Raw genomic sequence first — 25981 nt, 5'->3', positions numbered from 1 at the left:
AACCCCGTAAATGCCTTGGCTACAAGACACCAGCCGAGGTGTTCATGGCGCATTTGCAGGATGAGGCGTGATCCCCTACCCTGCAAAATGGGCATGATGCACTTGGGTTAGCTTCTCCAAAAAAACATACGAATATTGAAGACGAGATATCGAACTCCCAGCCTCTTCCCGGGGCTCCTCGGCTACCGTCGCACAGGTTTCGGCGGCAGCCACTTTTCTCGGAGGTATCGCCGTCTTGGCTTCTACCGAGACTCCATGCTGGCGTTCGGTACACACCTGCCGCCGACTGCGGCGCAACTGAGCCTTCGCGTTCCTTGAAGAGCTCACTGAGAAGCGTCGGCAGCTTCGCGACGTCAATATGGGGCTCGCCAACGACTCAAGGGACTCGCAGAACGCGACAGTCGCATCTGAGCCTACCGCGACAGGCGATTTTCGTCGTCAATCAGGATGAGACGGGAAGGACCGGCGGTGCCCCATTTCCACAGCACCAGATTGAGGTCGCTCCCAGTCGCTCCGGGGGCGAAACTCCTGACAAGCAGGCCATTGTAGCCGGATGCGATTAAGCGGCGCGCGAAAGCTTGCGTCCTGGATTCGCCGCTCGCTTTCATCTGGTTGCGCCATGTGGAGTCGGCCAAACCTTCCACATCCATATGCTCGGTTGCCAGCGCTGCTTCGTCTCGAGAATCGAAGACGCGGTCGACCTCGGCATCACAAGAGACGAGCGTCGTCGGCTGAAGATTGCCGACTTGGTTGGCCTCTCTCAACGCTGTCATGATCGACAGGGACGAATAGAGGGCTGCCACTCCTCTTGGATTGAACCGTCCGCCGTAGAGTTCCGCGCCCCGGCCGGACAGGGGCTCGCTCGCATAGATCGGATTGAGCGCGCGATAGAGCTTCCCCTCGTAGCGGAAAGGTTGGATCAAGCGTGTACACCGGCATCGACGGCGTCGATATAGTCGAGCACTTCATTGGCCCGACCGCTACGGACGAGCTGCATTGCCGTCTGCCCGGAAAAGCCGGGCAGCGGCTCCGATCGGAACCAGGCATAAGCCATCAGGCCGGAGCCGAACCGAGGTTCCGTCTTGTTGATGATCTCGATCATTTCGCGCAACCGTCGCTGGGTCCGATCCGAGCGAACACGATCCTTGCGTTGGACGGCATCCTTTCCCAGGCCCGCCGTGTTGGCGACTTCCTCACTGGTGGTTCGGAAAGCCGCCGCGATCTTGCGGGGCGCGAAGAAACCTTCATCAGAATACTGAACCAGTCCCATTAGATCACCTCTCGTATCTTTGCCCCGAATATAGACGCTGAAGTGCGTCATTACAAGCGTCAAAAAGGGATAAGAGATGAAAATGGAGATGGAAAAAGGAAAAGCACTCGGTCGCAGATCGGTCCTCCCGTCGCCGCTCTCGCTCAACCTCCGTCTGCGAATCCCGGCCACTCGTCCTTCGCAAGGCTGTTAGCCTCGCTCGTGCTTCGCGGCAGGGCTGCTCGGTCGCAGCTGCGCCGGTCCGACCGCCCCGCGGTCCGGGAGGTGTCTTCAGAAAAGAATGAAGGCAGGAAGGACAGGCAGTGGGCCGCGTCCGTATCCCCCGGAAAGGAAACTCCCATGCAACTCATAAAGGTCGATCCGCGTTCGCTGAATGAAAATCCAGACGACGCCCGCCGCTCGAAATCATCGCCGCAATCGGATGCGTTGCTCCTGGCAACCGTGAAAGCCGTCGGCATCCTTCAGCCGCCCGTCATCTCGCCCGAGTTCGATGGCGGAAACGGTTGCATCATTCAGATGGGTCATCGCCGCGTAAAGCAGGCCATTGCTGCGGGTCTGGAGGAAATCGACGTCCTTGTCGTGGAAGCCGCCAACGACAACGGCGCAATGCGCTCGATGATCGAGAACATCGCCCGCGAGCCGCTTAATGCGGTCGACCAGTGGCGCGGCATCGAACGCCTGGTCGCGCTCGGCTGGACCGAGGAAGCCATCGCCGTGGCGCTTGCCCTTCCCGTCCGCCAGATCCGCAAGCTCCGGCTTCTGGCCAATGTCTTGGCCGCCATGCTCGACCAGATGGCCAGGGGTGACATGCCGAACGAGCAACAGCTCCGCACCATCGCTGCCGCCTCGCTGGATGAGCAGAAGGAGGTCTGGAAAGCCCAGAAGCCGAAGAAGGGTGATACCGCGCAATGGTGGTCGGTCGCCAACGCGCTGAACAGGAAGCGGATGTATGCAAAGGATGCGAGCTTCGGCGACGATCTTGCTGATGCCTACGGCATCGAATGGGCGGACGACCTGTTTGGGCCGGCCGACCAGGACAACCGCTACACGACGGATGTCGAAGCCTTTCTCGGCGCACAGCAGGAGTGGATGACGAGCAACCTGCCGAAGAAGGGCGCCATCATCGAGGTCAACAACTGGGGCCAGCCGGAACTGCCGAAGAAGGCAAGCCAAGTCCATGGCAAGCCGGGCAAGGGCGATCACACCGGCATGTACATCGATCGGGAGGGCAAGGTCCAGACCGTCCATTATCGCTTGAGCCGCGTGCAACGTCAAAGTCCCTCTAATACTTCGAAATGCCTCCTGCTGGTATGAGGAGGATGCGGAGTGGGCCATCGTCGCTCTGACATTTCCAGATGTCTTTACGACCTACGAGCGGCACTGCTGTGATGAGACGGTCCGCAATACCTGGCCGGTTGAATGGGAGCAGATCCATGGTCGCCAGCTCGAGCCGGGCGAGTCCTGGACGAAGGACAAAACAGCTTTCAAGCAGAATCAGGTTGGCGACTGCATGGTGACCTCCGCGACGGACCGCGATCGGCGCGGTCTGGAAAGAAGGAAAAGTGAAGATGAACAGGAAATCGACAGGCGACCGCAGCGACATCTATACCCGGATTACCGACCGGATCGTTGCCGATCTCGAACAGGGGGTTCGTCCCTGGATGAAGCCGTGGAGCGTGGCAAACGCGCAGGGGCGCATCACACGACCATTGAGGCACAATGGCCTGCCCTATTCGGGCATGAACGTGTTGCTTCTCTGGTCGGAAGGGATAGCGCGAGGACTCTCCTCATTATGTGGATGACATTCAAGCAGGCGCTCGAACTCGGCGCCGCGGTTCGCAAGGGCGAGACCGGCTCGACGGTCGTCTTCGCCAGCCGCTTCACCAAATCCGAAAGCGATGGCCACGGAAACGAGATCGACCGGGAGATCCCCTTCCTCAAGGCATATTCGGTGTTCGACATCGAACAGATCGATGGACTACCCGATCGCTACTATGAGCAGCCGGTATCGGTTCTCGACCCGGTGGAGCGGATGGAGAATACCGATCGCTTCTTCCGCAACACCGGCGCCCTGATCCGGCACGGTGGCAGCCAGGCTTATTATTCCCCTGTCTCGGACCATATCCAGATGCCGCCGTTCGAGACGTTTCGCGATGCAACCGGCTACGTGGCGACGCTCAGCCATGAAGCCACACATTGGACGGCGCACCCGGACCGGGTTGGCCGCGATCTCAGCCGCTACGCCAAGGACCGAAGCGAACGTGCGCGCGAAGAGCTGATCGCCGAACTCAACAGCTGCTCCTCTGCGCCGATCTCGGCATCGTCCCGGAACTGGAGCCGCGACCCGATCACGCCTCCTATCTGCAGTCCTGGCTCCGCGTCCTGTCAGACGACAAGCGCGCGATCTTCCAGGCCGCGGCACATGCGCAGCGCGCTGTGAGTTTTCTTCATGATCTGCAAGGCGTAGCAGAAACGGGTACCAGGGCGGCTTGAGGCCAACCGGACGATCAGCGACGGTCGTCGTCCCCGCCGGCGGCCGTTGCCTCGACCGGGTCCCGTTCGACTTGTGGATCGCCGTTCAGCATGAGATCCAGCTTTCCCCAAATCGAGGGCTTGTTGGCATCGGACTTGAGTTTACGGGACGGCTTTTGCTCAACGATGAACTGCTTTGTCTGCTGAAGCATGGATCCTCCGGGCGACGATTCGCTGACGAACGATAGCGCGCGTTTGCGTGGCCACAACTGTGCCCCTGCCAGGGAAGCGTTTCAACTGGGGATGAACCGCGACCAACGGACTCCTTCAGGCGATCATGCCAGTGAACGCCATTCCTAAAGGGTCGAGCGTCGTGACCGCCATAGCCATGTCCAACCGCCTGTTTCCGGCGCCCCATCTGCGGGCTCGATGGGGCATGTCTGACCGGAGAGCGGCTGCGCCTCGATCGTTTTCTCGCAACGGCAGCTGCAGATTTCTTACCCCGGACGGCACCCCACTCGACAGGTCGAGCGGGGACCCCAGCCGCCCTCCTCCTCTCCGACTAACAAATCTTCGGCCTGCCGCCCTCCATTGCATTGCGGCCCTATGCCACCCCATCGCGCTGGCGCGTCGGGGGCCGGCGGGTGCGGTCCGATCGTCCCCGGTCTTTGCGACTGCCATCGAGGCCGCAATGGCGCGGCCCGAGACACAAGACAAGGAACATCACCATGGCGACCATCGGCACCTTCACCTCTACCGAAACCGGCTTCTCAGGCTCGATCCGCACCCTCGCCCTCAACGTCAAGGCCCGCATCGCCCGCGTCGAAAACCCCTCCGACAAGGGCCCGCAGTTCCGCATCTACGCCGGCGCCGTCGAGCTGGGTGCCGCCTGGCAGAAGCGCTCCGAGCAAACTGACCGCGACTACCTCTCGGTCAAACTGGACGACCCGAGCTTCCCGGCTCCGATCTACGCAACCCTGACCGAAGTCGAAGGCGAGGACGGCTACCAGCTGATCTGGTCCCGCCAGAACCGGGACTAGAATGTCGAGGCTCCGCCCATCGGGCGGGGCCTTCTCTCATGTCTTCGGCTCATCTCCATCCCACTATCGGATGAAAATGGATGGATAAATGGATCCCGTCTTGTCATACCGTTTCGGATGGAAACGGATGGGGCAATGGATGCCGGCTCTCGATCTATGGACATTGCGGATAACACCCGAGATCCTTTCGCTGATTGCAGAGATCGACGAGTTCAAAGGCGCATGGCGCGCCCTCGGCCGCATTGCGCCCGATCGCCTGTCGAGCCTGCGCCGGGTCGCCACCATCGAAAGCATCGGATCGTCGACACGCATCGAAGGCGCGAAGCTGAGTGACCGCGAAGTCGAAAGGCTGCTCGTAAACCTGCGGATCGGCTCTTTCTCCAGCCGCGACGAGCAGGAAGTCGTAGGCTATGCCGAGGTGATGGAGACAATCTTCTCGGCCTTCGACGCCATCCCCGTTAACGAAAATCACATACGCCAGCTTCATCGGGATCTGCTCGCGCACTCGACCAAGGATGAGCGACACCGCGGCGACTGGAAGACCCTTGCCAACAACGTCGAGGCGTTCGACGAGAAAGGTCTGAGCCTTGGCGTCGTCTTCGCAACAGCCACGCCGTTCGATACACCCGGCCGAATGGCGGAACTGGTGGCGTGGCAGCAGGCGCAGGAGAAAGATGGGACGTTCCACCCTCTGCTGATCGTCGCTGTCTTCGTCGTGGTCTTTCTGGAAATTCATCCCTTCCAGGATGGCAACGGTCGTCTGTCGCGGGCGCTGACCACATTGCTGCTTCTTCGGGCCGGCTATGCCTACGTGCCCTACAGTTCGCTCGAAAGCATCGTCGAGCAGAACGAGGAGGCCTATTATCTCGCCCTTCGCCGCACGCAAGGTACGATCCGCATGGATCGGCAGGGTCGGATTTCGCCATCATGCGCAGCGCGCCGACGATCACGATCCAGACAGCAATGCCGAAAATGGCTGAGTAGACCGTCAACACCACGAAGATCAGGATGACGGCCGCAAGCCCGGTGATCAGCACCAGTTCCCTGTCGGCTCCCATGAGAAGGTTCGGACGGGAGAGCGCGCGGTGGATGCGGTTGCGACGAAGGCCCGACATGAATTCAGACATGTGCGCCCTCCCCTCCCCGGCTTGGGCTAATGGTCGCAACGGGATTATCGATCAAACCGATGGAGGCGCCAGTTGCGCCGAACAGGCCGACGATCGTCGTGGCGCCAAGCAGGATGCCGGCAACGAGCACGACATAGACCAGGCGCCGGGCGAAATCGTTCAGTTCTCCGCCGAAGATCAGCATCCCGCCGGCGATCGCAACGGCCGCCAGCGCGATGTAACCGGCGACTGGCCCGGTGATCGATTCCTGGATCTGCTCGAGCGGACCCTCCCATGGAAGACTGCCGCCTGAGCTGGCGAGTGCCGGGGCGGCGGCTATGAGGACGAACGGCACGACCAAAAGGGCAAGTGCGACGGCGGGTTTCTTAGGCGACATTGCGCGCCTCCTGTTCTTCGGTGAGTTTATCGGACTGGGTTTCGTATTGGCCGTTGACGAACCGCTCGACGTGAATGACGTCGCGGACGCGCCGGCCCCTGGGCGTTCTTTCAATCGAGATGATGAGATCAACCGCCTCGCCGATCACTTCGCGCATCGGCTGATGGCTGGCTTCAGCCGTGAGCTGTTCCAGTCTTCGAAGCGCCGACATGGCCGTGTTGGAGTGGATCGTTGCCACGCCTCCAGGGTGACCGGTGTTCCAAGCTTTCAGAAGTGTGAGTGCAGCTCCATCGCGGACTTCGCCCACGATAATGCGATCGGGGCGCAGGCGCATGGTGCTCTTCAGGAGACGCGCCATATCCACCACGTCGCTGGTGTGCAAAAGGACGGCATTGTTGGCCGCGCACTGGATTTCTGCCGTATCCTCCAGGATGACGAGCCGATCATCCGGCGCCGCCTTCACGATTTCGGCGATGACTGCGTTTGCAAGTGTCGTTTTGCCGGAGCCAGTGCCGCCGGAGATGATGATGTTCAAACGCGACGCAATCGCGCTACGTATTGTTGCGGCCTGGTTGTCGGTCATAACACCAATGCGGACATAGTCATCGAGTGGAATAAGTCGTGACGCCCGGCGCCGGATCGTGAAAGCTGGTTTTGCGACGATAGGAGGCAGCAAGCCTTCGAAACGATGTCCACCCATCGGCAATTCCCCTGAGATGATCGGCTGGTCCGTATCGACTTCCGCCTGAAGGGCATGGGCGACCGTGCCGATCACCATTTCCGCAGCGGCGGCCGACATCTCGCCGGCCGGGGCAACGCCATGGCCGAGCCGTTCGATGAAAAGCTTTCCATCAGGGTTCAGCATGATCTCGACAACGCTGGCATCTTCCAGCGCGATGCACAATTGGTCGCCGAGCGCCTCTTGAAGTTTGCGGACGAGCCGAGGATGAGAGCGAAGCTGAGTCACGGGTGCTCCTTACGCGGCCTTGCCGAGTTGGTGGTGAACTTCGATTGATAGTCTGCTGGCCGGAGCTTGTGGAAGATCTCCGAACTGGCCGGCAAAGTACCTGCCACCGCCATGGTGACGCCGATCTTCTTTGGCTCGCCGAGACGCGCGAGCGGCCAGCCCACACGCGCAAGTATTCGTTCGAACCTGAGATCGGTGACGGTGATGATTTCTCTAAAACCGTTTGCAATTGACCATTCGATGATCCCTGCGAACATGGTCAGCGTTACCTCGTGTACCGAGCCCACTCCCTTTCCCTCGCCGAGCGTGGTGTCCACACAAAAACGCGAACTCTCGATCATGGCGGCGTGGGCATCGAGGTACCCGGAGGGAAGGAGCGAGGGGAAAACGTTCACCAGCATCGTCGGACCGGACGCAGGAAGAAGGCGAGCGCAGCCCGCTAGCTGGCCACTACTTGCAATAGCAAACACGTACGTTGGCCCAAGCCCGTCGAACCCATCCGCCTCGCACCCATCGATAACATTGACATCCCAGCCCAGGCGATCGGAAAAGACGCGCGCTCGGAGTTCGTGATGGCTCTGAAGGACACGGGCCTCATCGACATCTTGCGGTGTTGAGAATGCCAGAATCTGCATGAATTTCTCCGTCGCTGTTGGTCGGCGGGAAATGAGCACAGATCGGAATCAAGGTGCAGTTGTATAATCCTACAAGAACGCAGCGGTGAGTCGCACTGTTGGCGGAAGGGTTCACATATAGAAATCCCTTGTGGCGTCGGAACGCGCACGAGCGACGGTGCGCCAAGATCGTGACACTTGGATCGCATAACGTCAGCCACGCTTGCGGTTGGAGCCGCATCGTATTGTCTTTATTGACGAAACATCCGCTAATACCAGACACCCTCACAGCAGAATGCTGGAACTTCTTTAGCGCCGGCTAATCGTACGATGCTCTAACCCATCAGGTCATGGCAGACCGTACTGCCTTGAGGAAATCAATGGAGAGTTTGACGATTTGCTGTTGCGGCGTCCGCAAGCTGATTTCGGCAGCTATTGAAGAAGGTGCAGATGGCAACTGGTCCGGTATGTAAGACATGTATCTTCTAGTGGGAAGAATCCCGCGCATTCCCAACCTCCGACAGTAGGAGGTGTTTTTCGAGGAATGGTCACGCTGCGGGAGGAAATCGTCAATCTTCTGGAAACTCAGGAGTTTTCAAACTTTATGAGCGGCAATAATGCTCCATGGTCGGCAGCACATAAGGAATTCAAAACCCGAAATACTTAAATGAACTTGTACCTGGCTTAAGAAGAGCGCGATCCCTCCGGTCCCACCTCCTGCTAACCATTCCAAGTAACGTTAACAAAGGGTAAATCAGCAAGGCATTTGAAGCTGTGGCATTGTGGAATTGTCGGGCCCGTGCCCGGAGTATTTGAGCACCAAAAAATTTGGAGCCTTCGCTGGAGACAGCGGAGGCTCCACCTTATCGTCCTACAGTGCAGATGGGAGGTCTGACCGGCTGGGGTGTCGGCCAGACCTCATATCGTCGGAAGGATCGGCGGCGCCCGACGATGCCTTAACCTAGCGTTTTTCCCAATGAAATCGAGCTGATAGAAAGAGCTATGCAGTTACGCAATTCGATTGACGTTGGCGTCTCATACTGCACAACCGCTTCACACTTGCCGTTCTCGCATTGGTCAGTTGCCTTTGCCGCACTGGTCCCAACGCAATCGGATTAGATGAGCTGGTCTGGGAAGAATGCTGCGAGTGGTGTGCGTCGACTTTTGGGGGTAAGGCGGTCGAGCATTGCCATTTGGCGGCAGCTTCATTTCAACAGCGGCCGCCGACTAAAAGTCGACAAGCAGGTTTGCCTGTGCCGCGTTCGAGCGCAAACCATCGGCAAATTCGCCTGAGTAAGTCAGTGTCAGGCGAGCGGACTTGGAGAGCGCGGCAGATATTCCCGCCTTGACGACCAAGGCATCGCGCGGCGTCGCAACGCCCTCGAGCATGAATGGTGTCCCACCGGCAAATGCAAAACGGGAAGACGGTTTCACGTCGCCGGCGGTGTGCTGCCAGCCCAGCATGGCAGTCAGGGCGAGCGGGAAATCGACGGCCGGCAGATCTACCGACAGGCGGACACCGGCTGTCGATACCGTTATCGCATCAGAGCCGCCGGCCGCAGACAATGCTGCCGCGCCGCCCTCTTCCCTGAAGCCATCGGTATTGAGATGGATGTAGGCAAGATTGGCGAAAGGCTGGACACTGATGTCATCCATCATCAGTGTCCAGGAAATATCCCCGAAAACCTGGGTCGTGGTGCTGTCATATTCGGCCGCGAGCCGATCGGTGAATGTGCCGAAAGACACGCTGCGACGGACAGTCGCCTCGTTGCGGGAGTAAACGGCGCCGCCGATGAAGTCCAATGGACCGATGTCGCCCGCCGTATAGAGGCCGGCATGATAGGACACTGCGCGCGCCTGCGGCTGCATCGAAAGATGGCTATAACCGAGCAGCCCACCGAGGCGCCATTCGTCGGAAATCGCCGCATCGGCTCCTATAAGCGCACCGGCAGCACGGCCACCAGCGTCCGTTGCATTGCCGTCGCCGGCGACATCGTTGGCGGCGACGAAGCCGGAACTCCAAAATGCCACATCGTCGTCCTGCCCGGAGTGCCGCGCCGCAGACAGGGTCATCCGATCGATGATTGCGTCACGCTGGAAGCGGCTCTCCCACAAAAGCTCGCTTTTGAGGGAGGCGTGAACCTCTCCGTTCAACTGCGCGAAGGCGCCGCCAGCGGTCTGCGCATCCAGTGGCAGCACTGCCAGAAAGAGCGGGTTTCCCGTCCCCAGCGCCTCAACGGCACTTGCTGTCGTGCGATCGTTTGCGGTTGCCGCGACCGCTGCGAAATCCACGTCATTGCGATCAAGCCCGAGATCGACCGTCGTGGTGCCGTAGGTCAGCGTCGGAGAAAGAAAGGCAAAGTCACTGGTAACGTTGTCAAAGGCGCCGGTGACGCTGCCGGCGGTCAGGAGCGTGTAGTCGGTGGTCAGGCCGTAGCTGCCACTTGCAGCCTTGATATCCAATGTGCCACCTGCAATGACAAGTGCGCCGGAGGCATTCACCCGATCGGAAAGACCGCTAGCGTCAATATCGGCCTCATAGGTCGATCCGGCACTAAAGGTCAGGTCGCCGTTGACCGCAAGCGTCTGGATGCCCGGTCCAGGAGCAAGTGTTCCGCCCGCATTGACTGACAGTCCGCCGGCAACCCCGCTTCCAGACAACAGCCCGCCGTCAAAGACATCGATCGTTCCGGTGACCGTTCCTTCATTGACGAAGGCGCCGCCCGTTACTAAGGCTGTCCCGTTGATCGTTCCGGTGTTGGAGAAGGTTCCCTCACTATTCACAAGCGATGCGATCGTGCCGTCATTTCGCACAGTACCGGCATTCGCGACCGCACCCGCCGTTGAACCGCTATTGTTTGTAAAGCTGCCCTGCGTCCCGATAGTGACGTCACCGGCCGCCGCGTTGTTGACAACGCTACCACCCCTTACCGTCGTGGTGCCGGTAACGGTGCCGCCGCCATTGTTCGTGAAGGTCCCGGCATCATTCTCCAGGGATGCGACGGTGCCCGCATTCGATATCGTGCCAGAGTTCCGGATCGCTCCGGCCGTGGCGCCGCTGTTGTTGACGAAGGCGGCTACGGCCGCGACGTCGGCGTCCGAAATGACGAAGTTATTCGCAACGGTTCCACCGGATATGGCCGTTTTACCTGCGATCGTGCCGCCGGCATTGTTGGTAAAGGTTCCCGCTGTATTGGTCAGTGAGGCAAGCGAGCCGGCGTTTGACGAATTGCCGGCATTCGTGACGGCGTCTGCGCTTGCGCCTGTCGTGTTGGTGAATGTGCCGTCCGCGCCAACATTGACGGTGCTAAGGGCCGCATTGTTCGTGACGCTGCCGCCGGTAACGGACGTTGCACCCTTTACCGCCCCGGAAAAGTTGTTGGTGAATGATCCAGCGTCATTCTGGAGCGAGCCGATGGTGCCCGAATTCGATACGGTGCCGGAATTCCGGATGGCCCCCGCGGTTGCACCATTGTTGTTCACGAAAGCGGCCACGGCGGAGACGTCCGCGTCGGTGATGACAAAATTGTTGGTGACCGTGCCACCGGAAACCATGGTCTTGCCGGAGATTGTGCCGCCCGTGTTGTTGGTGAAATTTCCTGCAGTATTCGTCAGGGCTTCGAGATTTCCACCATTCGATGCCGTGCCGCCATTGGTGAGCTTGCCGGCAGTGGCCGTGGAGTTGTTGACGAATGTTCCCTCCGACGAGACGGCGACATCGCCCACCGTTCCATTGTTGGAGAGCGACGTGCCCGTACCGACTGCTGCACTACCAAGCGTGCCGTTGACAGAGACGTTTCCGTTATCCAAGGTCAGCCGGCCATTGAGGTCGCCATCGACGAACAGGCTGCCTCCGCTGAGGCTCACGTCCGAGTTCAACGCGCCTCCAGCATTAATGCCGACACTGCCCGATGTGATCGTGCTGCCGCTCTTGACGGTGAGTGCGCCCGTGTTCGTAATCGTGAGATTGCCGCCGTTCACTCCCAGCGCACCGATCGAGATGTCATTGGTGACCTGCGGCGAACCATCGTTGACGTCGGCTGTATCGCCACTCCCCGGCAGCACAGGATTCCAGTTCGAACCGTTGCTGAACTCGTTATCCGCGGTGCCCGACCACACGGATTGAGCAAACGAAGGTATAGTCAGCGCAACGGATACCATTGCTGTGAAAAATCCCAGACGCCGCGAAAATGCCGGAAGCAGTTGGTTTTTCATTGATCGGCCGATGCAAAGCAGGTGCCGAATCCATCGGCGGAACAGATGACCATCCTTACCCAAGCGTGGTTAATGAATATTTAATCTTTGCAACCCGCTCGCCATTTGGTTGCAGGATGTCGCGCAGGGCAGTTTGGGGAGATGCACGCGACCACTGCCGGCACACGGTATCCGGCGCCAAAGCGTGTTCGTTCGGATTTTGGTTCAGGTCCGGTCAGCGCTCGAATGGTTCGCCGAGCGAGGCGACACCGTTCAGCTTCAAGAGGCGCCGGTCTGCCGAGATAATGCCAAGCACGATGATCGTCACGATGTAGGGCAGACTCGACAGCAACTGCGAGGATACGTCCATTCCTGTTGCCTGAGCTGCGAGACCCATCAGCGAGACGGCGCCAAAAAGGCAGGCACCAAGGAAGATGCGGCCGGTAAGCCAGGTGCCGAAAACCACAAGAGCAATGGCTATCCAGCCGCGGCCGGCAATCATCCCGTCCGCCCAGAGCGGTGTGTAGATCGTTGCGGCATAGGCGCCGGCAAAACCCGCCATCGCGCCGCCGAATAGAATGGCGGTGACCCGAACGGTGATGACCGAATAGCCAATTGCGTGGGCAGCCTTGGGGTTTTCGCCGACGGCGCGGACGACCAGGCCGAGTGTGGAGTAGGTGAACATCGCCCATAGACCGATCGTTGCCACAAGCGAAATCCACACAATGATATCCTGGTTGAAAAGTCCGCCGACGACCGGGATCTCAGATAACCAGGGAAAGGCAAGCTTCGGCAGCGCCTTGACCGTCAGGCTTTCATAGGTCTTTCCGAAAAGCGCTGAAAGGCCCTGGCCAAGAATTCCGATCGCCAGGCCAGTCGCCACCTGGTTTGCCCGAAATCCCAGAGCGACAATGGCAAACAAAAGCGAAAGCCCAGCACTTGCGAGACCTGCAACGACAAAGCCAAGAAAATGTCCGCCTCCGTGATAGACGACAATGAAGGCAAGCACGGCACCAAAGGCCATAAGCCCTTCGACACCAAGGTTGAGAACACCGGCGCGCTCGACGACGAGTTCACCGAGAGCCGCGAGCAGAAACGGCGTCGCCGCCGCAAGCATGCCGGAAATGATGAATTCGATGGCGTTCATGCTGGGCTCCGCTGGGCGGTCTTTTTGGCGACCTGCGGCCACTCCAGCCGGTAGCGCACGAAGGCCACGGCGACGAGGTAGGACAGCAGAAGGCTACCTTGGAAAACGCGCACGGCCGCGATCGGCAGGTTGGCCGAGACCATGGCATTGTCACCGCCGATATAGATGACGGACATGACGAGGGCGGATACGACGATGCCGAGCGGATGCAATCCGCCAAGATAGGCCACGATGATCGCAGCATAGCCATAGCCGGTAGAGATCGAGCGTTGCAGCTGCCCGATCGGTCCGGCGACCTCGGCTGCGCCAGCAAGTCCGGCAGCAAAGCCGCCGATCAAAAGTGAAAGCCAGATTGCCCAATTCTCGTTGAAGCCGGCATAGCCGGCAGCGCGCGGTGCAAGCCCGCCGACCTGCAGCTTGTATCCGGCAAAGCTCTTCTGCATGAAAACAAACGCCGCAACCGACAGCGCGAGTGCAATGAGAAGCGATACGTTGACGCGCGTGCCGGAAATCAGCGTCGGCACCAATGCGTCATACTGGAACATCACCGACTGCGGGAAATTGAAACCGTTCGGATCCTTCCAGGGGCCGAGCAGCAAATAGTTGAGCAGCTGCGCTGCAACGAGGCTCAGCATAAGCGAGACCAGGATTTCGTTGGCATTCAGCCGGACGCGCCAGAAGGCCGTGATCCACGCCCATAGCGCGCCGCCGATGGCGCCGAGAAGCAGCATGGCAGGCCAGATCCACTGGCCGGTCGCCTGCGGAAACCAGACGGGAATGGCGGAGGCGAAGATCGCACCAAGGATGAATTGGCCCTCGGCTCCGATGTTGAAGACCTTGGCCCGAAAGCCGATCGCCAGACCCTGGGCTATGAGAAGGAGCGGTCCTGCCTTCAAAAGTACTTCTGAAAATGATGCCCAGGAGAGGAAGGGCTCAAGCAGCATGGCATGGACTACCGCAACCGGGTCACGGCCCATTACCATGTAAAGGCCGAGATTGAGGATGATGGCGGCCAACAGAGCGACGACAGGCGCAAGGAGGGTCGCCGCCAGCGAGGCGCGCTCGCGGCGCACGAAGCTGGGAAAGAAAGCCATGGACAAAACACTCATGCGTGCGCCTTCTCTGGAGAATGCTGCGCCCCTATCATGTACCGGCCAATATCCTCAGGTTTGGTCTCGCGAGTAACAAGCCGCAGGCTCAGCGCTCCGTGATGCAGCACCTGGATGGAATCGCAGAGTTCGAAAAGCTCTTCGAGCTCTTCGGATATGACGAGGATCGCCATGCCCTCATTGCGCAATGCCACAAGCCGGCTTCGCACCGCCGACGCAGCGCCTATATCGACGCCCCAGGTCGGCTGCGCCACAAATAGCAGCTTCGGCGACAGCATTATCTCCCGCCCGACGATGAACTTTTGCAGATTGCCCCCGGACAGGCTGCCTGCTTCCGCGTCCGGGCCGGGCGTGCGGACATCGTATTGACGGATACAATCTTCCGTAAACGCGGCCGCGCGTGCCCGGTCGACAAGACCGCGCCGCAGGAGTTTGAGCGGATGTGCTGTCAGCAGGCTGTTGAGCACAAGCGACATTTCCGGCACGGCACCGCGCCCAAGCCGGTCCTCCGGAACGAAGGCAAATCCGAGTTTCCTGCGGGCTGCTGCATCGAGCCTGCCGACGTCCTTTCCCATCATGTAGATCCGGTCGCGCTGTTCGCGCCCAAGCAGCGTTTCGCCTGATATCAGCGCGGCAAGCTCGCTTTGGCCGTTGCCGGAAATCCCAGCGATTCCCAGAATTTCGCCGGCTCGCACCTCCAGGCTGATGCCCGAGAGCGGCACACCGAAAGGGTCGGAGGGCGTGTGGTCGAGACCGATGATCTCGAGCTGCTTTTGCCCGCCGGCCAGCGGCAACGCCGGCATCGGTGCCGGCATGTCGCGGCCAATCATCATGCGGGCCAGGTCATGGGCATCGTGCTCGCGCGGATCGATATCGCCGGTCACCCGTCCGCCACGCAAGATCGTCGCCCGGTCACAAAGCGCCCGGATTTCCTCCAGCTTGTGGGAGATGAACAGGATGGAAACGCCGCCATCGCGCAATCGGCGCAGGGTATCGAAGAGCTTTTCCACCAGTTGCGGCGGCAGCACCGAGGTGGGCTCATCCAGGATCAGCAGTTTCGGATTGGTCATCAGGCAGCGGATGATCTCCACCCGCTGCCGCTCGCCGACGGATAGCGCATGCACATGGGCGAGCGGATCAACGTCGAGACCGAACTCCCGCCCAAGTGACTTGATGCGGTCCTTGAGATCGGTTTTGCGCCCGGGAACAACCAGCCGGATGTTCTCCACTACGGTCAGGGTCTCAAACAGCGAGAAGTGCTGAAACACCATGCCGATGCCCCTGCGCCTCGCATCCGCAGGAGAGGCAAGGTGCACAGGCTGTCCTTGCCAGATGACAGCGCCGTCGTCAGGCTGCTCGACGCCGTAGATCAGTTTCATTAGCGTCGATTTTCCCGCCCCGTTTTCTCCGAGGATCGCATGGATCGACTGCGAAGCCACATTCAGGTCGATTGCCTGGTTGGCATGGATCTGGCCATAGCTCTTGGAAATGCCGCGGAGCGATAGGAGCGGGATGGTCATGGCCTATTTCGGCAGTGGCGTGGTGACGCCCTTGACGTGCCAGTCCAGTGCAACGATTTCGGTATCGGGCATGGTCGCTCCGGCGGCCAAGCCTTCGCTTCCGTCGGCCTTGGTAATGGGCCCAGTGAATGGCGAGAAGCTGCCGTCGGCGATTTTCGCCTCGATCTCCTTGATCTTGGTCATCACGCCGGCCGGAACGTCTGGGCTCCAGTCGATGACTTCGACAACCTTTTCAGTGACGCCGAGGAAGGTGTTGGCGCCCTTGAAGGTGCCGGCGAGATGCGCATCGACCGAAGCCTTGAAAAAGGGCGACCAGTCGGTCGAAATGCAGCCCAGATAGGTTTTCGGGGCATACTTCTTCATCGACGAATTGAGATTGAAAGAATAGACGCCGGCCTCTTCGCAGGCGGCGATGACAGACGGCGTATCCTGGGCGTTGGAAAAGATCACGTCGCATTTCTGTGCGATTAGCGCCTTGGCAGCTTCCTGCTCCTTGGCCGGATCGAACCACGAATTCACCCACACGACCGATACCTCGATATCCGGCTTGACCGCCTGCGCGCCGAGCGTGAAGGCGTTGATGGTGGTGATCAGTTCCGGGATTGCAAAGGCGGAGACGGAACCGAGCTTGCCAGTCTTGCTGAGCGCGGCCGCAGCCATTCCGAGCAGGTAGGAGCCCTGGAAATACTTGGCGGCGAAGGGCGAGAAGTTCGGAGCAACCTGGAAACCGGAAGCGTGCAGCACGGAGACGCTCGGATCGCGGCGGGCGATCTGCAACGCGCCGTTCTGATAACCGAACGAGCCGGCAATCAGGAACTTGTTGCCGTCAGCAACCGTCTTGGTCATGATGCGGTCGGCATCTGGTCCTTCGGCGATGTTTTCCAGAATTGTAACCTTTACCTTGTCGCCATACGCAGCCTTGATAGGGTCAAGTCCGGCGGCAAGCGCATGACCCCAACCGACGTCGCCGATCGGCGAAGGGACGACGAGCGTGATGCCGAGCGGCTCATCGGCGGCAAAGGCGATGCGGCTGCCGAGCGCACCGGCAAGGCCGGTTGCGGCTGCAGCCTTGATCAGGTTTCTGCGAGTCAGATTGTTCATGGTCATAGTTCCCTTTTTTGGTTTTTAAAACTGCACGGTTGCGAGTGCTGCTTCCCCGTCGGCAAACAGTTTTGCTTCATCAAGCCCGGGGAATTCGCCCTTCTGCCAGACAATTCGCCCATTGATCATCGTCATGTCGGTTGCCATGCCGATGCCCACGCGGGGGATCAGGCTCAGCGGATCATGCCGCGTGCCGATATAGTCCATGCGGCGTGTGTCGATGGCAAACAGGTCGGCGGCCATGCCGGGTGCAAGCCGGCCGATATCGCGCCGGCCGAGCAGGCTTGCACCGCCGGTCGTTGCATAGCTCAGGAAATCGGCTGGTGGTGGCACGGGATGGGCGCGGGTCGACGAGACGAGGCATTGCAGCATGTAGGCCGAGTGCAGACAGTGCATCAGGTTTGAATTATCGTTGGAAGCGGTGCCGTCGCAGCCCAGACCAACACGCAGACCAAGGGCCGACATGGCGGGAATATCGGTGACTTCGGCCCCGACGAGATAGACTGGCTCGGGGCAATGCGAAACACCGGTGCCGCTGGCTGCCATCGTCCTCAGCTCGTCATGGGTCAGTTCCCAGCAATGGGCATAGAAGGCATCGGGGCCTGCAAAACCAAGCTCTTCGAGATAGTCGACGGTGCGCATGCCGTGACGGCCCTGAATGACCGGGCTCTCGCCCTCGCCAACATGGGTGTGCATCATCACGCCACGGTCTCGTGCCAGCGCCACCGATTCGACGAAAGTCTCTCGGTAGCAGTTGACCGGCTGGCAGGGTGCTACCGCAACCTGGCGCATGCTGAAGAGACCGGTGTCATGATAGGTGTCGATTAGACGGGCGCAGTCGTCAATGAATTCATCCGTCGTCTCCAGCATTTCGTCTGGAATGGTGGAGCCTTCCGATTTTGGCAGAGTATTGCCGCCCCGGCCGGCATGGAAGCGCATACCGAGCAGCTCGGCCGCCTCGAACTGGCGATCAATCAGCCGTTTTCCGGCATGCCTGGGGAAATTATACTGGTGATCGAAGGCCGTGGTGCAGCCATGCTTGATCAGTTCTGCCATCGCCGTGACGGAGGAGTGGTAGAAGCATTCCTCATTGAGCTGGGAAAAGATCGGATAGATGCGGTCCAGCCATTCGATGACTGACAACTTCGTCCAGTCGAGATCGGCGCGGTTTCGCACGAAGCACTGGAAGAAATGGTGGTGCGTGTTCACAAGCCCCGGATAGACGAACCAGCCGGTGGCGTCTTGGACCGCCGTGCCGGCGGGCAATGTCTCTGGCCTGAGATTTTCGCCGATCGCCTGGACGGCCGGGCCGTTGGTTAAGAGATCGACATTGCGATGGACTGCCGGCCCCTTGCCTTCGTCGACGATCACGGCCGCGCAATTCTTGAGAAGGTAGCCGGTCATCTCACGCCTCGCCCTGTTCGATATAAGGTTCGGGCCTCAGTTCATGCAGCCGGTGAATGCCGGGCATCTCGATGAAACGATCGAGGCCACGCAGTGCGCGCGACCAAAGGCGGATCGCGGGATAAGGATCAAGTGACACGCCGCCGTCGGGGGCCAGTGCGACATAGGGAAAGCAGGCAATGTCGGCAATCGTCGGCCGGTTAGCAGCAAGGAAGCGCATGCCGCGGAGCCTTTGCTCAACAAGGGCCGCTTCCAACTCGCGAAGAGCGAGAACCCCTTGCGTCTGCAGCGCACCAATATCGCCCGGCCGCAGCAGCATTTCGGTTAGCCGCGCGCCGCCCAGACTTGCCGTCAGCCGGCCCGAGAACGATAGCCATTGCTGCACCCGCGCGGCTTCGCCGGGACTTGCGCTGCCTAACCATTCGGGTGCCGCCTTGGCCGCGACATAGACCAGAATGGCCGCGGATTCCGTCAGCAGCAGATCGCCATCCTCGAGGATCGGAATTGAGCCTGCCGGATTGAGCGAGAGGAGTTCGGTGCCCTTGTGTTCTGCACCGGGATGGAAATCGACCGGGCGGATATCGAGCTTCACGCCGGCCAGCGCCGCCATCAAGCGTACCTTGTAGCAGCTGGGCGAAAGGATATAATCGTAAAGCTTCATTGTGCCACCAGCTGTGCGCCATAGGTATAATTGTGGCGTTTGAGCCAGCGGCGGTAGGCGACCGAGGTCAAATCGGCGCGCGTCGGGATTTCCATGCCAGGATCAAGCGGCAGGAGACGGGGGATCTGGTTTTCCAGGATCGACCGGTCCTGCAGGAAGATCGTCTGCTGGAAGTGGATCAGATCGGTCAGAGACGTTGTGTCATCAAACAGCGCCATCCATGGCCAGACGTCGCATAAGTCTTCAGCAAGCGGCTGAACGAAAAGCGTGATGACATCCCATTCGCTGGGGCGCGGCGGGCATGTCTTGTAGAGGACCGAGCAGGTCGGTGCGGGCACGCGGTACATATATTCCGTGGTGATGCCGCCGCTTGCCGACTTGGCCGCTTGGGGCTGGTAGAATTTCACCTGTGTTGCCCAGACCTCGTCAACATCCTCCCGGATCTCGACTTTGTAATTTTGGACTTCCGTATGGGGCTCCGCGCCGAGGATATCGGTGTGCACGAACGGAAAATGCGCGATATCGAGGAAGTTCTCAACAGCGCGCAAGGGAGAGCAGCGCACGCGGACCACGCCGACATCGACAAAGCGGCGGCCCGGCTGATCAGCCTCGGGAATTGGAAAAAGTTCCTTCTTCGGTTCGCCGAGTGACGACCAGACATGCCCGTAGCGAACGCGCACCGGAAGGGTGCGGCCGTTTCCGGCAATTACCCTGGCGTTTCCTTCCGCGTCGCGTCCAACCGTGATTGGCTCGCCCATCAAGGCAGTCTGGCGCCCTGCCTCATCAAGCTGGCTGAAGAGCCCGACCGGAAACCATTCGTCGGTCATTGCCTGCACGGTCATGGGGCGATCCTCTCCTTTTGAAGATTCTCAGCCTTACGGCGCAGGCTTTCGACAGTGCGTGAAGCGGCAATGCCTGCTGCCGGATCAGAAACTGCCTTGAGAAGCACATGGATCAGTGTCTTACCCTCATCCTGCGCAGACAGCAGTAGAACGATTAGAGCAGCCCCCAGGGTAATCTCCACGAGCCCCTCCGGGCTAACCTCCGCTGCCGCTGCGGCTTCTATTGTGGCGAAGCTCGCAGCCACTGTAAGCGAACGCAGGGGAATGAGGCCTTCAAACCGAGGAGGCCCAGCCTCAGGTTTGCCGGTGGCAACCCAAATTATTCCATCGGATTCTTCAACAGGGTGCGTTGCCGCCCGGATTGTCTCCGGCGGTACCAATCCCGGATGCGCCGGGATGCGAAGACAGTTTCCCGCCTGCGCATAGCTCCAGCCGTGGTAGATGCAGGAAAGAGCTTCGCCGCGCACAAAACCATGGGACAGGCGCATGCCGCGATGGGGGCACCGATCATCGGTGGCGGCCGTGTGCCCGGAGGCGCTCCGCCAGAGGGCAATGGATCCGGCGGCTGTATGCACCGGCATTACGGTTCCAACCGGCAAATCTGCGGAAAGGGCGACTGGCGTCCACGAGCGCGTCGTGTCGGAATGCATGGCTAAACTCTCTGAACGAAATCAATAGGTAGTCAGGTTATGTTCGCGCAGTTTAACTCCCGTTCATTTCCCGGCGACCGTCACGTTTGCATAAAATTTCCGCATTGGCAACAATGAACAAATAAAGTGCAAAGGTTGTATGTGGAGTCAAACTCGCGTGTCAGTTAGCCGGTCGCGCAGCGATCTCCCGACGCTCGATTGCTTCGACCCAAACGTCGATCGGGCCGAGAGAGCAGCCCATTTCCATCATATCAAGCAGCTCTTGCGCCCCCTCGACCTCAAGCTCAATGCGCTCCGCACTGACATGTGTGATGGACTGCGAAATTCCTAGCTTGGCAGCATGGCGCCGGATCCAGGGAATGAATGAAGACGCCTGTAGATCGCCAATAATGACGACCTGTTCCCTGACGCCCCCCTCTAAGGGATCGTAGTGCCGCTCTTTCATAAAACGCCCCAAATTCCGCTCGCCGTTTCCCAGCATACCGATTGAGCGAAGCTGGGAATAGGGGAAATCCGATTGCGGATTGGCAGGGCTCGATTGTCCGGCGATTTTTGAAGTAGGATCTGATTCCTGAGAACAGCCGCTTCTCTTTTCCGATATTTGCCCGGGCACAAAATCGCCGCCCAGGCCGCAAAAAATGGGGGTGGGTCCGGACGCTGTTTCCGGTTGCAATCGCTTTAACAGAAGGCCAAACCATTCACACAACAAAGCCGCGCCTGAATGCAGGCACGGCTTTTGACTAAAGTTGGTGCTTAATCAGATCTCGGGGCAGCCCCTTGTGTTAGCGAAGGTAATACGATCGGGGCCTCGACGGGTCATACCCTGAACCACGACACGGCGCTCGGTGACGCGCACGACCTCAGGATCCCGAAGGCCGGAATCGCGAGCCGCAGCACGGGCTTCCCGCTCACCGCAGCGATCCCTGCGGCGATCGACACGCTGACCGTCGCGATCGCGATCTCTGTTGCGGTCTCGGATCACGGGATTTATCCCATCTGGGCCGATATTAAGCTCAAGGTCTTGAGCGTTCGCCGCCGAAAATGGAGCGCTTACGCCTGCCACACCCAGCGCTAGCGCAAGGCCAGCTATATAAAACATATTTTTCATTTTATCTCCTCCGGCGTCGTCGACGCTTGGTTAATCGGACTGATAACATTTCTGAGGGCTAATTGTTCCAGTGCAGACGCAACGGCCGGGTAAGTCAGGATCCTTGGCGTCAATCAGGCCGTCCGTGACAGGTGGCTCGCGGTCCACGCGAGAGCGACCGCAAGTGTTGAAGACCATGCACCGCGGGAAAGGCTCGATTGCTCTCCGAATAATGCCGGCCTTTTTGGCCAATGCCAGCGGCCGGGGGCGACCATGGCCCGCTTGTCAGTACCGGTCTGCGGCAACGCAAGCTACCGGCGCCGAGGGGTTCGCGGATTCGGCTTAACGCAACGCACAATTTTGAGTTTCGCTAAGTCTGCGAAAATCGCAGGTCAGGCCTCGCTCAAGACGTGGAGCGTGCTCGACGTTCCGCCCAGACTGAAGGAGACCAAGGAAGGTCGCGGCCATTTGACCCCAGCCACCGTCTGTCGGATTTCCTCGAAATGCCGTGTATCGCAGTGCATGACTGCCTATCTGAAATTCGGCTTGTGAAGCCGTAGAGCAGATCCGTAGGCCTGCCTCGCCACAACCGACGAGCCGTGCGAGCTGCAGTAAAGCTGGAAGGTTTTCCATGGGAACTTCTAGTCCTGATCCTAGGTTTCTTGTCGCGCGCATAGATCTTGGTCGGGGATAGGACTGGTACCCATGCGACACGCTTTGCTCATACGATACTTAAACCGCTGCTGGCTTGACGAGATTAGAAGGTTCGCCCTTCTGAGCGAGAAAGGGCTAGCATCGACGCCATCACAAGGTCAGGTTGACGGCTTCAATTAGGGCTAGGAGAATCGAGTAGCATAGTCTTGACCATCGCCCGCTTGCATGATTTTTGGCGGAAAAGGGAGCGATTTTCATGGCCGCGTTAAACAAGATGCAAACCCCAAAGCGCGTGGTTTATACCTGCCTGTTTGGAAAATACGAGATTTTGAATGAAATCAAGCCGTCTGCCGAAGACCAGGACATCTCCTATATATGTTTTACCGATGATCCCGATCTTCGTTCCGAAAGCTGGAAGGTTGTTCTCATCTCGCAGAAGGGACTAGGTACAGCGCGCGAGAGCCGCGGCCCAAAGTTGCGCCCACACATTTATCTGCGCGACTTTACTGAATCGTTATACATCGACAATACGGTCCGGCTTAAAGTCTCCGCATCCGATATATTCCGTCGCTATCTGTCTGATACAAAAGTATCTTTCGCCTGCCTACGGCATCCATGGCGTGACTGCTTATATGATGAAGGTGAAGACGTTATCAGGGGATCTATTGATGACGAAGTGCGGGTACGCGAACAACTAGATGCTTACCGCGCGGCGGGACATCCGATACATTCTGGGCTCTACGCAGGAACGCTTCTTTTACGGCGTCACATGGATCCAAAAATTATAAGCTTTGGAGAACTTTGGTTTGAGCATGTCCTGCGTTACTCAGCCCGTGATCAGATTTCGTTCCCATTCTGCCTTACTAAGGCAAATTTACATGTTCATTCGTTAGATGAAGTACTCTACGATAACCCGCTTTTTGATTGGCCTGCGGCGGACAGGCGCATTCCATATGGGTTTGACGACAATGTCTATCTTTGGCTGAATCGTGATGTGCGAGAGGCTGGGATGGCCGCGAGACGTCACATGTTCGATTTTGGATATACTGAAAACCGGACCTATCGTTATCATCCGCCGCTTGAATTGGAGTGCTTGGCCAACAAATACCGATCCGACAAGGGCCGACTATATTACAATCGCCATTTTTACACAAGGATATATGAGCATTACTTAACGACACTTAAGGAAGAACAATTCACTTTTGTCGAGATTGGTTTGCTGCGACACGATATGCAGCCTGTGCACCAATCCGAGACCTATGACAACGCACCATCCCTGTTCATGTGGCACGAGTATTTTTCGCACGCACAAATCCACGGAATAGATATTGCAGATTTTTCAGCAGTAAAGCGCGACCGCATCACTTTTTCTCAGGCGGATCAATCGAACCCTGGTCAAATCCTTGCTGCATTTGCCAACTGTAAGTACGCTGTCAAAGTCATTGTTGATGACGGAAGCCACGCGTCGCAGCATCAACAGGTCACCCTTGGATGCCTGTTCCCTAAGCTTGCGAGTGGAGGGATATATTTTATTGAAGATCTTCACTATCAGCCTCCTCAGTGGGAAGATATGGCAGCGCCAAAGACTCGCGACTTATTACGTGCACTGCAAAGGGGCGATTTACCAGAAACACCGTTTATCGCTCCTGAGGTGATGCTTTATATTAAAGATAGTGTTGCTGATATTCAAATGTTCGACTCTATGGATTATGCACTAGGGGCCAACTGTGCAGATGCTTTGGCCGTAATAGTCAAAAAATGAATCGAGTTAGACGTGAATTGGTATCTGTTGATCTGTTTCATATGTCATCCCTGCGTACAGGTTGCAATTGGTCGACCGATTCGAGAGCGCATCTTCTCAGTTTCGCTCATTGCCGCACGGCTGATATCGGCCGTACGCTCGCATGGTCCTTGCAATAGGATGCACCCGTACCTGTGTCAAAGCTGACGACGTTCGAACTGACCGGCTGTGGCCAAAACATTCCCTCCTCACAGTTGCAGGAAGCTCAACCTGCGGGCTACAGCAATGTTGCCGGATGGGGACCTGACGAATATTACTGTCCATATATCGAATCAGTGTCCCTTATTGACGGACGCAAGTGGAGGATTACCGATGCGCGTATTGGTGACTGGTGGTGCCGGCTTCATCGGGTCTGCTGTGGTGCGTTACCTTATTCTCGAACAGGGATATGAGGTCCTCAACGTCGACAAGCTGACCTATGCAGGAACGCTGACCTCGCTGAAGGCCGTGGAAGGAAATCCGCTTTACCGGTTCCTAAAGGCCGACATTTGCGATGGGCAGGCAATTTCGCAGGCGCTTGCCAGCTTTAAGCCGGACCGCATCATGCATCTCGCCGCGGAAAGTCACGTGGACCGCTCGATTACCGGTGCCCGTGATTTCGTCGAGACCAACGTGCTGGGTACATTCACCATGCTGGAATGCGCCCGTGCCTATTGGCAGTCGCTTGCGGCGGCCGGGAAGGAGGCCTTTCGCTTTCTGCACGTCTCGACGGACGAGGTTTACGGTTCGCTCGGAGATGACGGACTTTTCGAAGAAACCACGCCTTACGACCCGAGCTCGCCCTATTCCGCCTCCAAGGCTGCGTCTGATCATCTGGCCAAGGCGTGGACACGCACCTATGGCATTCCGATCGTGGTCTCGAACTGCTCCAACAATTACGGGCCGTTCCACTTTCCCGAAAAACTCATTCCGCTGGTCATCATCAGCGCGCTCGAAGGCAAACCGCTGCCGGTTTACGGCACTGGCGCCAATATCCGCGACTGGCTGTTCGTCGAAGACCATGCGCGCGCGCTGGATATCATCGCCGAGCGCGGCCGGATCGGCGAGACTTACAATGTCGGCGGACGCAACGAGCGCCGCAATATCGACGTGGTCGAGCGCATTTGCGCGCTGATGAACGAACTGCATCCTTCAGGCCGTCCGCATGAGAGCCTGATTACCTACGTACAGGACCGCCCGGGACACGATGCGCGCTATGCCATCGATGCGACGAAGCTCGAAACCGAACTCGGCTGGAAAGCCCAGGAAAATTTCGACACGGGCATCGAGAAGACCGTGAAGTGGTATCTCGAAAACGAATGGTGGTGGGCGCCCCTGCGCAAGGGCTACGACGGCAGCCGCCTGGGGCTGCTGAAATCCGGCAAATCGGGATAGACCGGGCTCTCCAACTACGGCAATGGTGTTCGCCGCCCCTGATATGCGTCAGCTCGCTGCCTTGTTCGAGAACAATGACGGCAGGCTTGGCAGCCTCGCAGAGAGATTGGACGGGGCAGCACTGAGCGTCCAATCTGCAGCGGTCAGCGACAGATTGGGATTGTAGAACGGGTCGTTGCGCAGGGCATCGCCCCACCGTAGAAAGATTGGCCCGGCGACGGCGCGTTGGGGGAATCGTACAACCGGGTGAAGCGGTATTCGAAGCCGTTGACGTTTCCAACGGGAGGCAGCCGTAGTCCGTTCGCCTATGATGGCGAGCCGCTCCAGCTGCACGAAATATGACAGAGGGAGCTCGCAGCATGCGGATTCTGGTGACGGGCGGGACTGGACAGGTCGGAAGGGCGCTTTCTTTGTTCCCCTGGCCCGCCGGCGTTAAAATTATGACCCCCTCGCGGCACATGCTGGATCTTACCGATCCGGCTGCGGTCGAGGCTTTCATTGTTGACGGCGGGTTTGATGCCGTCATCAATCCTGCAGCCTATACTGCGGTCGACAAGGCCGAGAGCGATTG

The 25981-nt window shown here is 58.8% G+C and carries 22 protein-coding genes and 4 pseudogenes; 8 read left to right on the top strand and 18 right to left on the bottom strand.

All coding sequences use genetic code 11. The annotated features are described in order from the left end of the window. Positions 1 to 413: 413 nt before the first annotated feature. Positions 414 to 923 (bottom strand): RES family NAD+ phosphorylase, encoded by a 510-nt coding sequence (locus ACP7BS_RS29125; RefSeq protein WP_426233703.1) that lies wholly within the window; start codon positions 921 to 923, stop codon positions 414 to 416. Beyond that, on the bottom strand, positions 920 to 1270 hold the full coding sequence (locus ACP7BS_RS29120; protein WP_037060397.1) for an MbcA/ParS/Xre antitoxin family protein: 351 nt from the start codon (positions 1268 to 1270) through the stop codon (positions 920 to 922). Before ACP7BS_RS29120 ends, ACP7BS_RS29125 begins: the two co-directional genes overlap by 4 nt. Before the next feature lie 339 nt (positions 1271 to 1609). On the opposite strand from ACP7BS_RS29120, the pseudogene ACP7BS_RS29115 reads away from it, so the two are divergent. The 3 pseudogenes from ACP7BS_RS29115 to ACP7BS_RS29105 form a co-directional block, all read left to right on the top strand. Next, a pseudogene (locus ACP7BS_RS29115) lies at positions 1610 to 2527 on the top strand (ParB N-terminal domain-containing protein); the annotation flags it as partial. A gap of 28 nt (positions 2528 to 2555) precedes the next feature. Then, positions 2556 to 2708: pseudogene (locus ACP7BS_RS29110) on the top strand (DUF7007 domain-containing protein); the annotation flags it as partial. A gap of 130 nt (positions 2709 to 2838) precedes the next feature. After that, a pseudogene (locus tag ACP7BS_RS29105) lies at positions 2839 to 3763 on the top strand (ArdC family protein). Between the two features lie 14 nt (positions 3764 to 3777). Here the strand turns inward: ACP7BS_RS29105 and ACP7BS_RS29100 are convergent. Further along, positions 3778 to 3954: a hypothetical protein gene (locus ACP7BS_RS29100; RefSeq protein WP_426233705.1), complete on the bottom strand. Its 177-nt coding sequence runs from the start codon at positions 3952 to 3954 to the stop codon at positions 3778 to 3780. 516 nt (positions 3955 to 4470) lie between these two features. On the opposite strand from ACP7BS_RS29100, the gene ACP7BS_RS29095 reads away from it, so the two are divergent. After that, positions 4471 to 4782, top strand: coding sequence for a DUF736 domain-containing protein (locus ACP7BS_RS29095; protein ID WP_426240882.1), 312 nt, complete (start codon positions 4471 to 4473; stop codon positions 4780 to 4782). A 139-nt stretch (positions 4783 to 4921) separates the two neighbouring features. Beyond that, entirely contained in the window at positions 4922 to 5794 is an 873-nt protein-coding gene (locus tag ACP7BS_RS29090) for a Fic family protein (protein WP_426240881.1), read from the top strand. On the opposite strand, the pseudogene ACP7BS_RS29085 reads toward ACP7BS_RS29090, so the two are convergent. From ACP7BS_RS29085 to ACP7BS_RS29015, 15 genes and pseudogenes are all read right to left on the bottom strand, one after another. Beyond that, positions 5691 to 5909 (bottom strand): annotated as a pseudogene (locus tag ACP7BS_RS29085) (conjugal transfer protein TrbD); the annotation flags it as partial. The gene ACP7BS_RS29090 and the pseudogene ACP7BS_RS29085 overlap by 104 nt on opposite strands. Continuing rightward, positions 5902 to 6285, bottom strand: coding sequence for a TrbC/VirB2 family protein (locus ACP7BS_RS29080; RefSeq protein WP_426240880.1), 384 nt, complete (start codon positions 6283 to 6285; stop codon positions 5902 to 5904). The gene ACP7BS_RS29080 and the pseudogene ACP7BS_RS29085, both read right to left, overlap by 8 nt. Continuing rightward, positions 6275 to 7252, bottom strand: coding sequence for a P-type conjugative transfer ATPase TrbB (gene trbB, locus ACP7BS_RS29075; RefSeq protein WP_426240879.1), 978 nt, complete (start codon positions 7250 to 7252; stop codon positions 6275 to 6277). The genes ACP7BS_RS29080 and trbB overlap by 11 nt, the downstream gene beginning before the upstream one ends. Further along, positions 7249 to 7887, bottom strand: a complete 639-nt coding sequence (gene traI, locus ACP7BS_RS29070; protein WP_426240878.1) for an acyl-homoserine-lactone synthase TraI — start codon at positions 7885 to 7887, stop codon at positions 7249 to 7251. The genes trbB and traI overlap by 4 nt, the downstream gene beginning before the upstream one ends. Positions 7888 to 9093: 1206 nt before the next feature. Next, complete coding sequence (locus ACP7BS_RS29065; protein ID WP_426240877.1) at positions 9094 to 12027, bottom strand: autotransporter outer membrane beta-barrel domain-containing protein; 2934 nt, start codon at positions 12025 to 12027, stop codon at positions 9094 to 9096. A gap of 268 nt (positions 12028 to 12295) precedes the next feature. Further along, complete coding sequence (locus tag ACP7BS_RS29060; RefSeq protein ID WP_426240876.1) at positions 12296 to 13207, bottom strand: ABC transporter permease; 912 nt, start codon at positions 13205 to 13207, stop codon at positions 12296 to 12298. Beyond that, positions 13204 to 14316 (bottom strand): ABC transporter permease, encoded by a 1113-nt coding sequence (locus ACP7BS_RS29055; protein WP_426240875.1) that lies wholly within the window; start codon positions 14314 to 14316, stop codon positions 13204 to 13206. Before ACP7BS_RS29055 ends, ACP7BS_RS29060 begins: the two co-directional genes overlap by 4 nt. After that, positions 14313 to 15836: an ABC transporter ATP-binding protein gene (locus ACP7BS_RS29050; RefSeq protein ID WP_426240874.1), complete on the bottom strand. Its 1524-nt coding sequence runs from the start codon at positions 15834 to 15836 to the stop codon at positions 14313 to 14315. Before ACP7BS_RS29050 ends, ACP7BS_RS29055 begins: the two co-directional genes overlap by 4 nt. A 3-nt stretch (positions 15837 to 15839) precedes the next feature. Next, positions 15840 to 16937, bottom strand: coding sequence for a BMP family ABC transporter substrate-binding protein (locus ACP7BS_RS29045; protein ID WP_426240873.1), 1098 nt, complete (start codon positions 16935 to 16937; stop codon positions 15840 to 15842). Positions 16938 to 16961: 24 nt separating this feature from the next. Beyond that, on the bottom strand, positions 16962 to 18341 hold the full coding sequence (locus ACP7BS_RS29040) for an amidohydrolase (protein WP_426240872.1): 1380 nt from the start codon (positions 18339 to 18341) through the stop codon (positions 16962 to 16964). A 1-nt stretch (position 18342) separates the two neighbouring features. Continuing rightward, entirely contained in the window at positions 18343 to 19002 is a 660-nt protein-coding gene (locus tag ACP7BS_RS29035; protein ID WP_426240871.1) for a glutathione S-transferase family protein, read from the bottom strand. Then, positions 18999 to 19844 (bottom strand): aromatic ring-hydroxylating dioxygenase subunit alpha, encoded by an 846-nt coding sequence (locus ACP7BS_RS29030; RefSeq protein ID WP_426240870.1) that lies wholly within the window; start codon positions 19842 to 19844, stop codon positions 18999 to 19001. The genes ACP7BS_RS29035 and ACP7BS_RS29030 overlap by 4 nt, the downstream gene beginning before the upstream one ends. Next, positions 19841 to 20494, bottom strand: coding sequence for a Rieske 2Fe-2S domain-containing protein (locus ACP7BS_RS29025; protein WP_426240869.1), 654 nt, complete (start codon positions 20492 to 20494; stop codon positions 19841 to 19843). Before ACP7BS_RS29025 ends, ACP7BS_RS29030 begins: the two co-directional genes overlap by 4 nt. A gap of 160 nt (positions 20495 to 20654) precedes the next feature. Further along, positions 20655 to 20939 (bottom strand): acylphosphatase, encoded by a 285-nt coding sequence (locus ACP7BS_RS29020; RefSeq protein WP_426240883.1) that lies wholly within the window; start codon positions 20937 to 20939, stop codon positions 20655 to 20657. A gap of 312 nt (positions 20940 to 21251) precedes the next feature. Continuing rightward, positions 21252 to 21602, bottom strand: coding sequence for a hypothetical protein (locus ACP7BS_RS29015; RefSeq protein ID WP_426240868.1), 351 nt, complete (start codon positions 21600 to 21602; stop codon positions 21252 to 21254). Positions 21603 to 22491: 889 nt separating this feature from the next. Here ACP7BS_RS29015 and ACP7BS_RS29010 point away from each other — a divergent pair. From ACP7BS_RS29010 to ACP7BS_RS29000, 3 genes are all read left to right on the top strand, one after another. Further along, positions 22492 to 23997 (top strand): glycosyltransferase domain-containing protein, encoded by a 1506-nt coding sequence (locus tag ACP7BS_RS29010; RefSeq protein WP_426240867.1) that lies wholly within the window; start codon positions 22492 to 22494, stop codon positions 23995 to 23997. Positions 23998 to 24348: 351 nt separating this feature from the next. Further along, positions 24349 to 25410, top strand: a complete 1062-nt coding sequence (gene rfbB, locus ACP7BS_RS29005) for a dTDP-glucose 4,6-dehydratase (RefSeq protein ID WP_426240866.1) — start codon at positions 24349 to 24351, stop codon at positions 25408 to 25410. A 359-nt stretch (positions 25411 to 25769) separates the two neighbouring features. Next, positions 25770 to 25981, top strand: a 212-nt coding sequence (locus ACP7BS_RS29000; RefSeq protein ID WP_426240865.1) for a sugar nucleotide-binding protein, incomplete at its 3' end; no start/stop codon positions are given.

The sequence above is a fragment of the Pararhizobium sp. DWP1-1-3 genome (assembly GCF_049896125.1).
Lineage (GTDB): Bacteria > Pseudomonadota > Alphaproteobacteria > Rhizobiales > Rhizobiaceae > Pararhizobium.
The sequence above is the reverse complement of the archived record's forward strand: the minus strand, read 5'-3'. Positions and strand labels throughout refer to the sequence as shown.

Excerpts from the sequence above, each read along its gene's own strand:
- ACP7BS_RS29050 (WP_426240874.1), bottom strand. The coding sequence starts at position 15,836 with ATGACCATCCCGCTCCTATCGCTCCGCGGCATTTCCAAGAGCTATGGC.
- ACP7BS_RS29095 (WP_426240882.1), top strand. The coding sequence starts at position 4,471 with ATGGCGACCATCGGCACCTTCACCTCTACCGAAACCGGCTTCTCAGGC.
- ACP7BS_RS29015 (WP_426240868.1), bottom strand. The coding sequence starts at position 21,602 with ATGAAAAATATGTTTTATATAGCTGGCCTTGCGCTAGCGCTGGGTGTG.
- ACP7BS_RS29025 (WP_426240869.1), bottom strand. The coding sequence starts at position 20,494 with ATGCATTCCGACACGACGCGCTCGTGGACGCCAGTCGCCCTTTCCGCA.
- ACP7BS_RS29060 (WP_426240876.1), bottom strand. The coding sequence starts at position 13,207 with ATGAACGCCATCGAATTCATCATTTCCGGCATGCTTGCGGCGGCGACG.
- rfbB (WP_426240866.1), top strand. The coding sequence starts at position 24,349 with ATGCGCGTATTGGTGACTGGTGGTGCCGGCTTCATCGGGTCTGCTGTG.
- ACP7BS_RS29030 (WP_426240870.1), bottom strand. The coding sequence starts at position 19,844 with ATGACCGTGCAGGCAATGACCGACGAATGGTTTCCGGTCGGGCTCTTC.
- ACP7BS_RS29040 (WP_426240872.1), bottom strand. The coding sequence starts at position 18,341 with ATGACCGGCTACCTTCTCAAGAATTGCGCGGCCGTGATCGTCGACGAA.
- traI (WP_426240878.1), bottom strand. The coding sequence starts at position 7,887 with ATGCAGATTCTGGCATTCTCAACACCGCAAGATGTCGATGAGGCCCGT.
- ACP7BS_RS29020 (WP_426240883.1), bottom strand. The coding sequence starts at position 20,939 with ATGAAAGAGCGGCACTACGATCCCTTAGAGGGGGGCGTCAGGGAACAG.
- ACP7BS_RS29045 (WP_426240873.1), bottom strand. The coding sequence starts at position 16,937 with ATGAACAATCTGACTCGCAGAAACCTGATCAAGGCTGCAGCCGCAACC.
- ACP7BS_RS29065 (WP_426240877.1), bottom strand. The coding sequence starts at position 12,027 with ATGGTATCCGTTGCGCTGACTATACCTTCGTTTGCTCAATCCGTGTGG.
- ACP7BS_RS29120 (WP_037060397.1), bottom strand. The coding sequence starts at position 1,270 with ATGGGACTGGTTCAGTATTCTGATGAAGGTTTCTTCGCGCCCCGCAAG.
- ACP7BS_RS29055 (WP_426240875.1), bottom strand. The coding sequence starts at position 14,316 with ATGAGTGTTTTGTCCATGGCTTTCTTTCCCAGCTTCGTGCGCCGCGAG.
- ACP7BS_RS29080 (WP_426240880.1), bottom strand. The coding sequence starts at position 6,285 with ATGTCGCCTAAGAAACCCGCCGTCGCACTTGCCCTTTTGGTCGTGCCG.
- ACP7BS_RS29090 (WP_426240881.1), top strand. The coding sequence starts at position 4,922 with ATGCCGGCTCTCGATCTATGGACATTGCGGATAACACCCGAGATCCTT.
- ACP7BS_RS29010 (WP_426240867.1), top strand. The coding sequence starts at position 22,492 with ATGGCCGCGTTAAACAAGATGCAAACCCCAAAGCGCGTGGTTTATACC.
- ACP7BS_RS29100 (WP_426233705.1), bottom strand. The coding sequence starts at position 3,954 with ATGCTTCAGCAGACAAAGCAGTTCATCGTTGAGCAAAAGCCGTCCCGT.
- ACP7BS_RS29035 (WP_426240871.1), bottom strand. The coding sequence starts at position 19,002 with ATGAAGCTTTACGATTATATCCTTTCGCCCAGCTGCTACAAGGTACGC.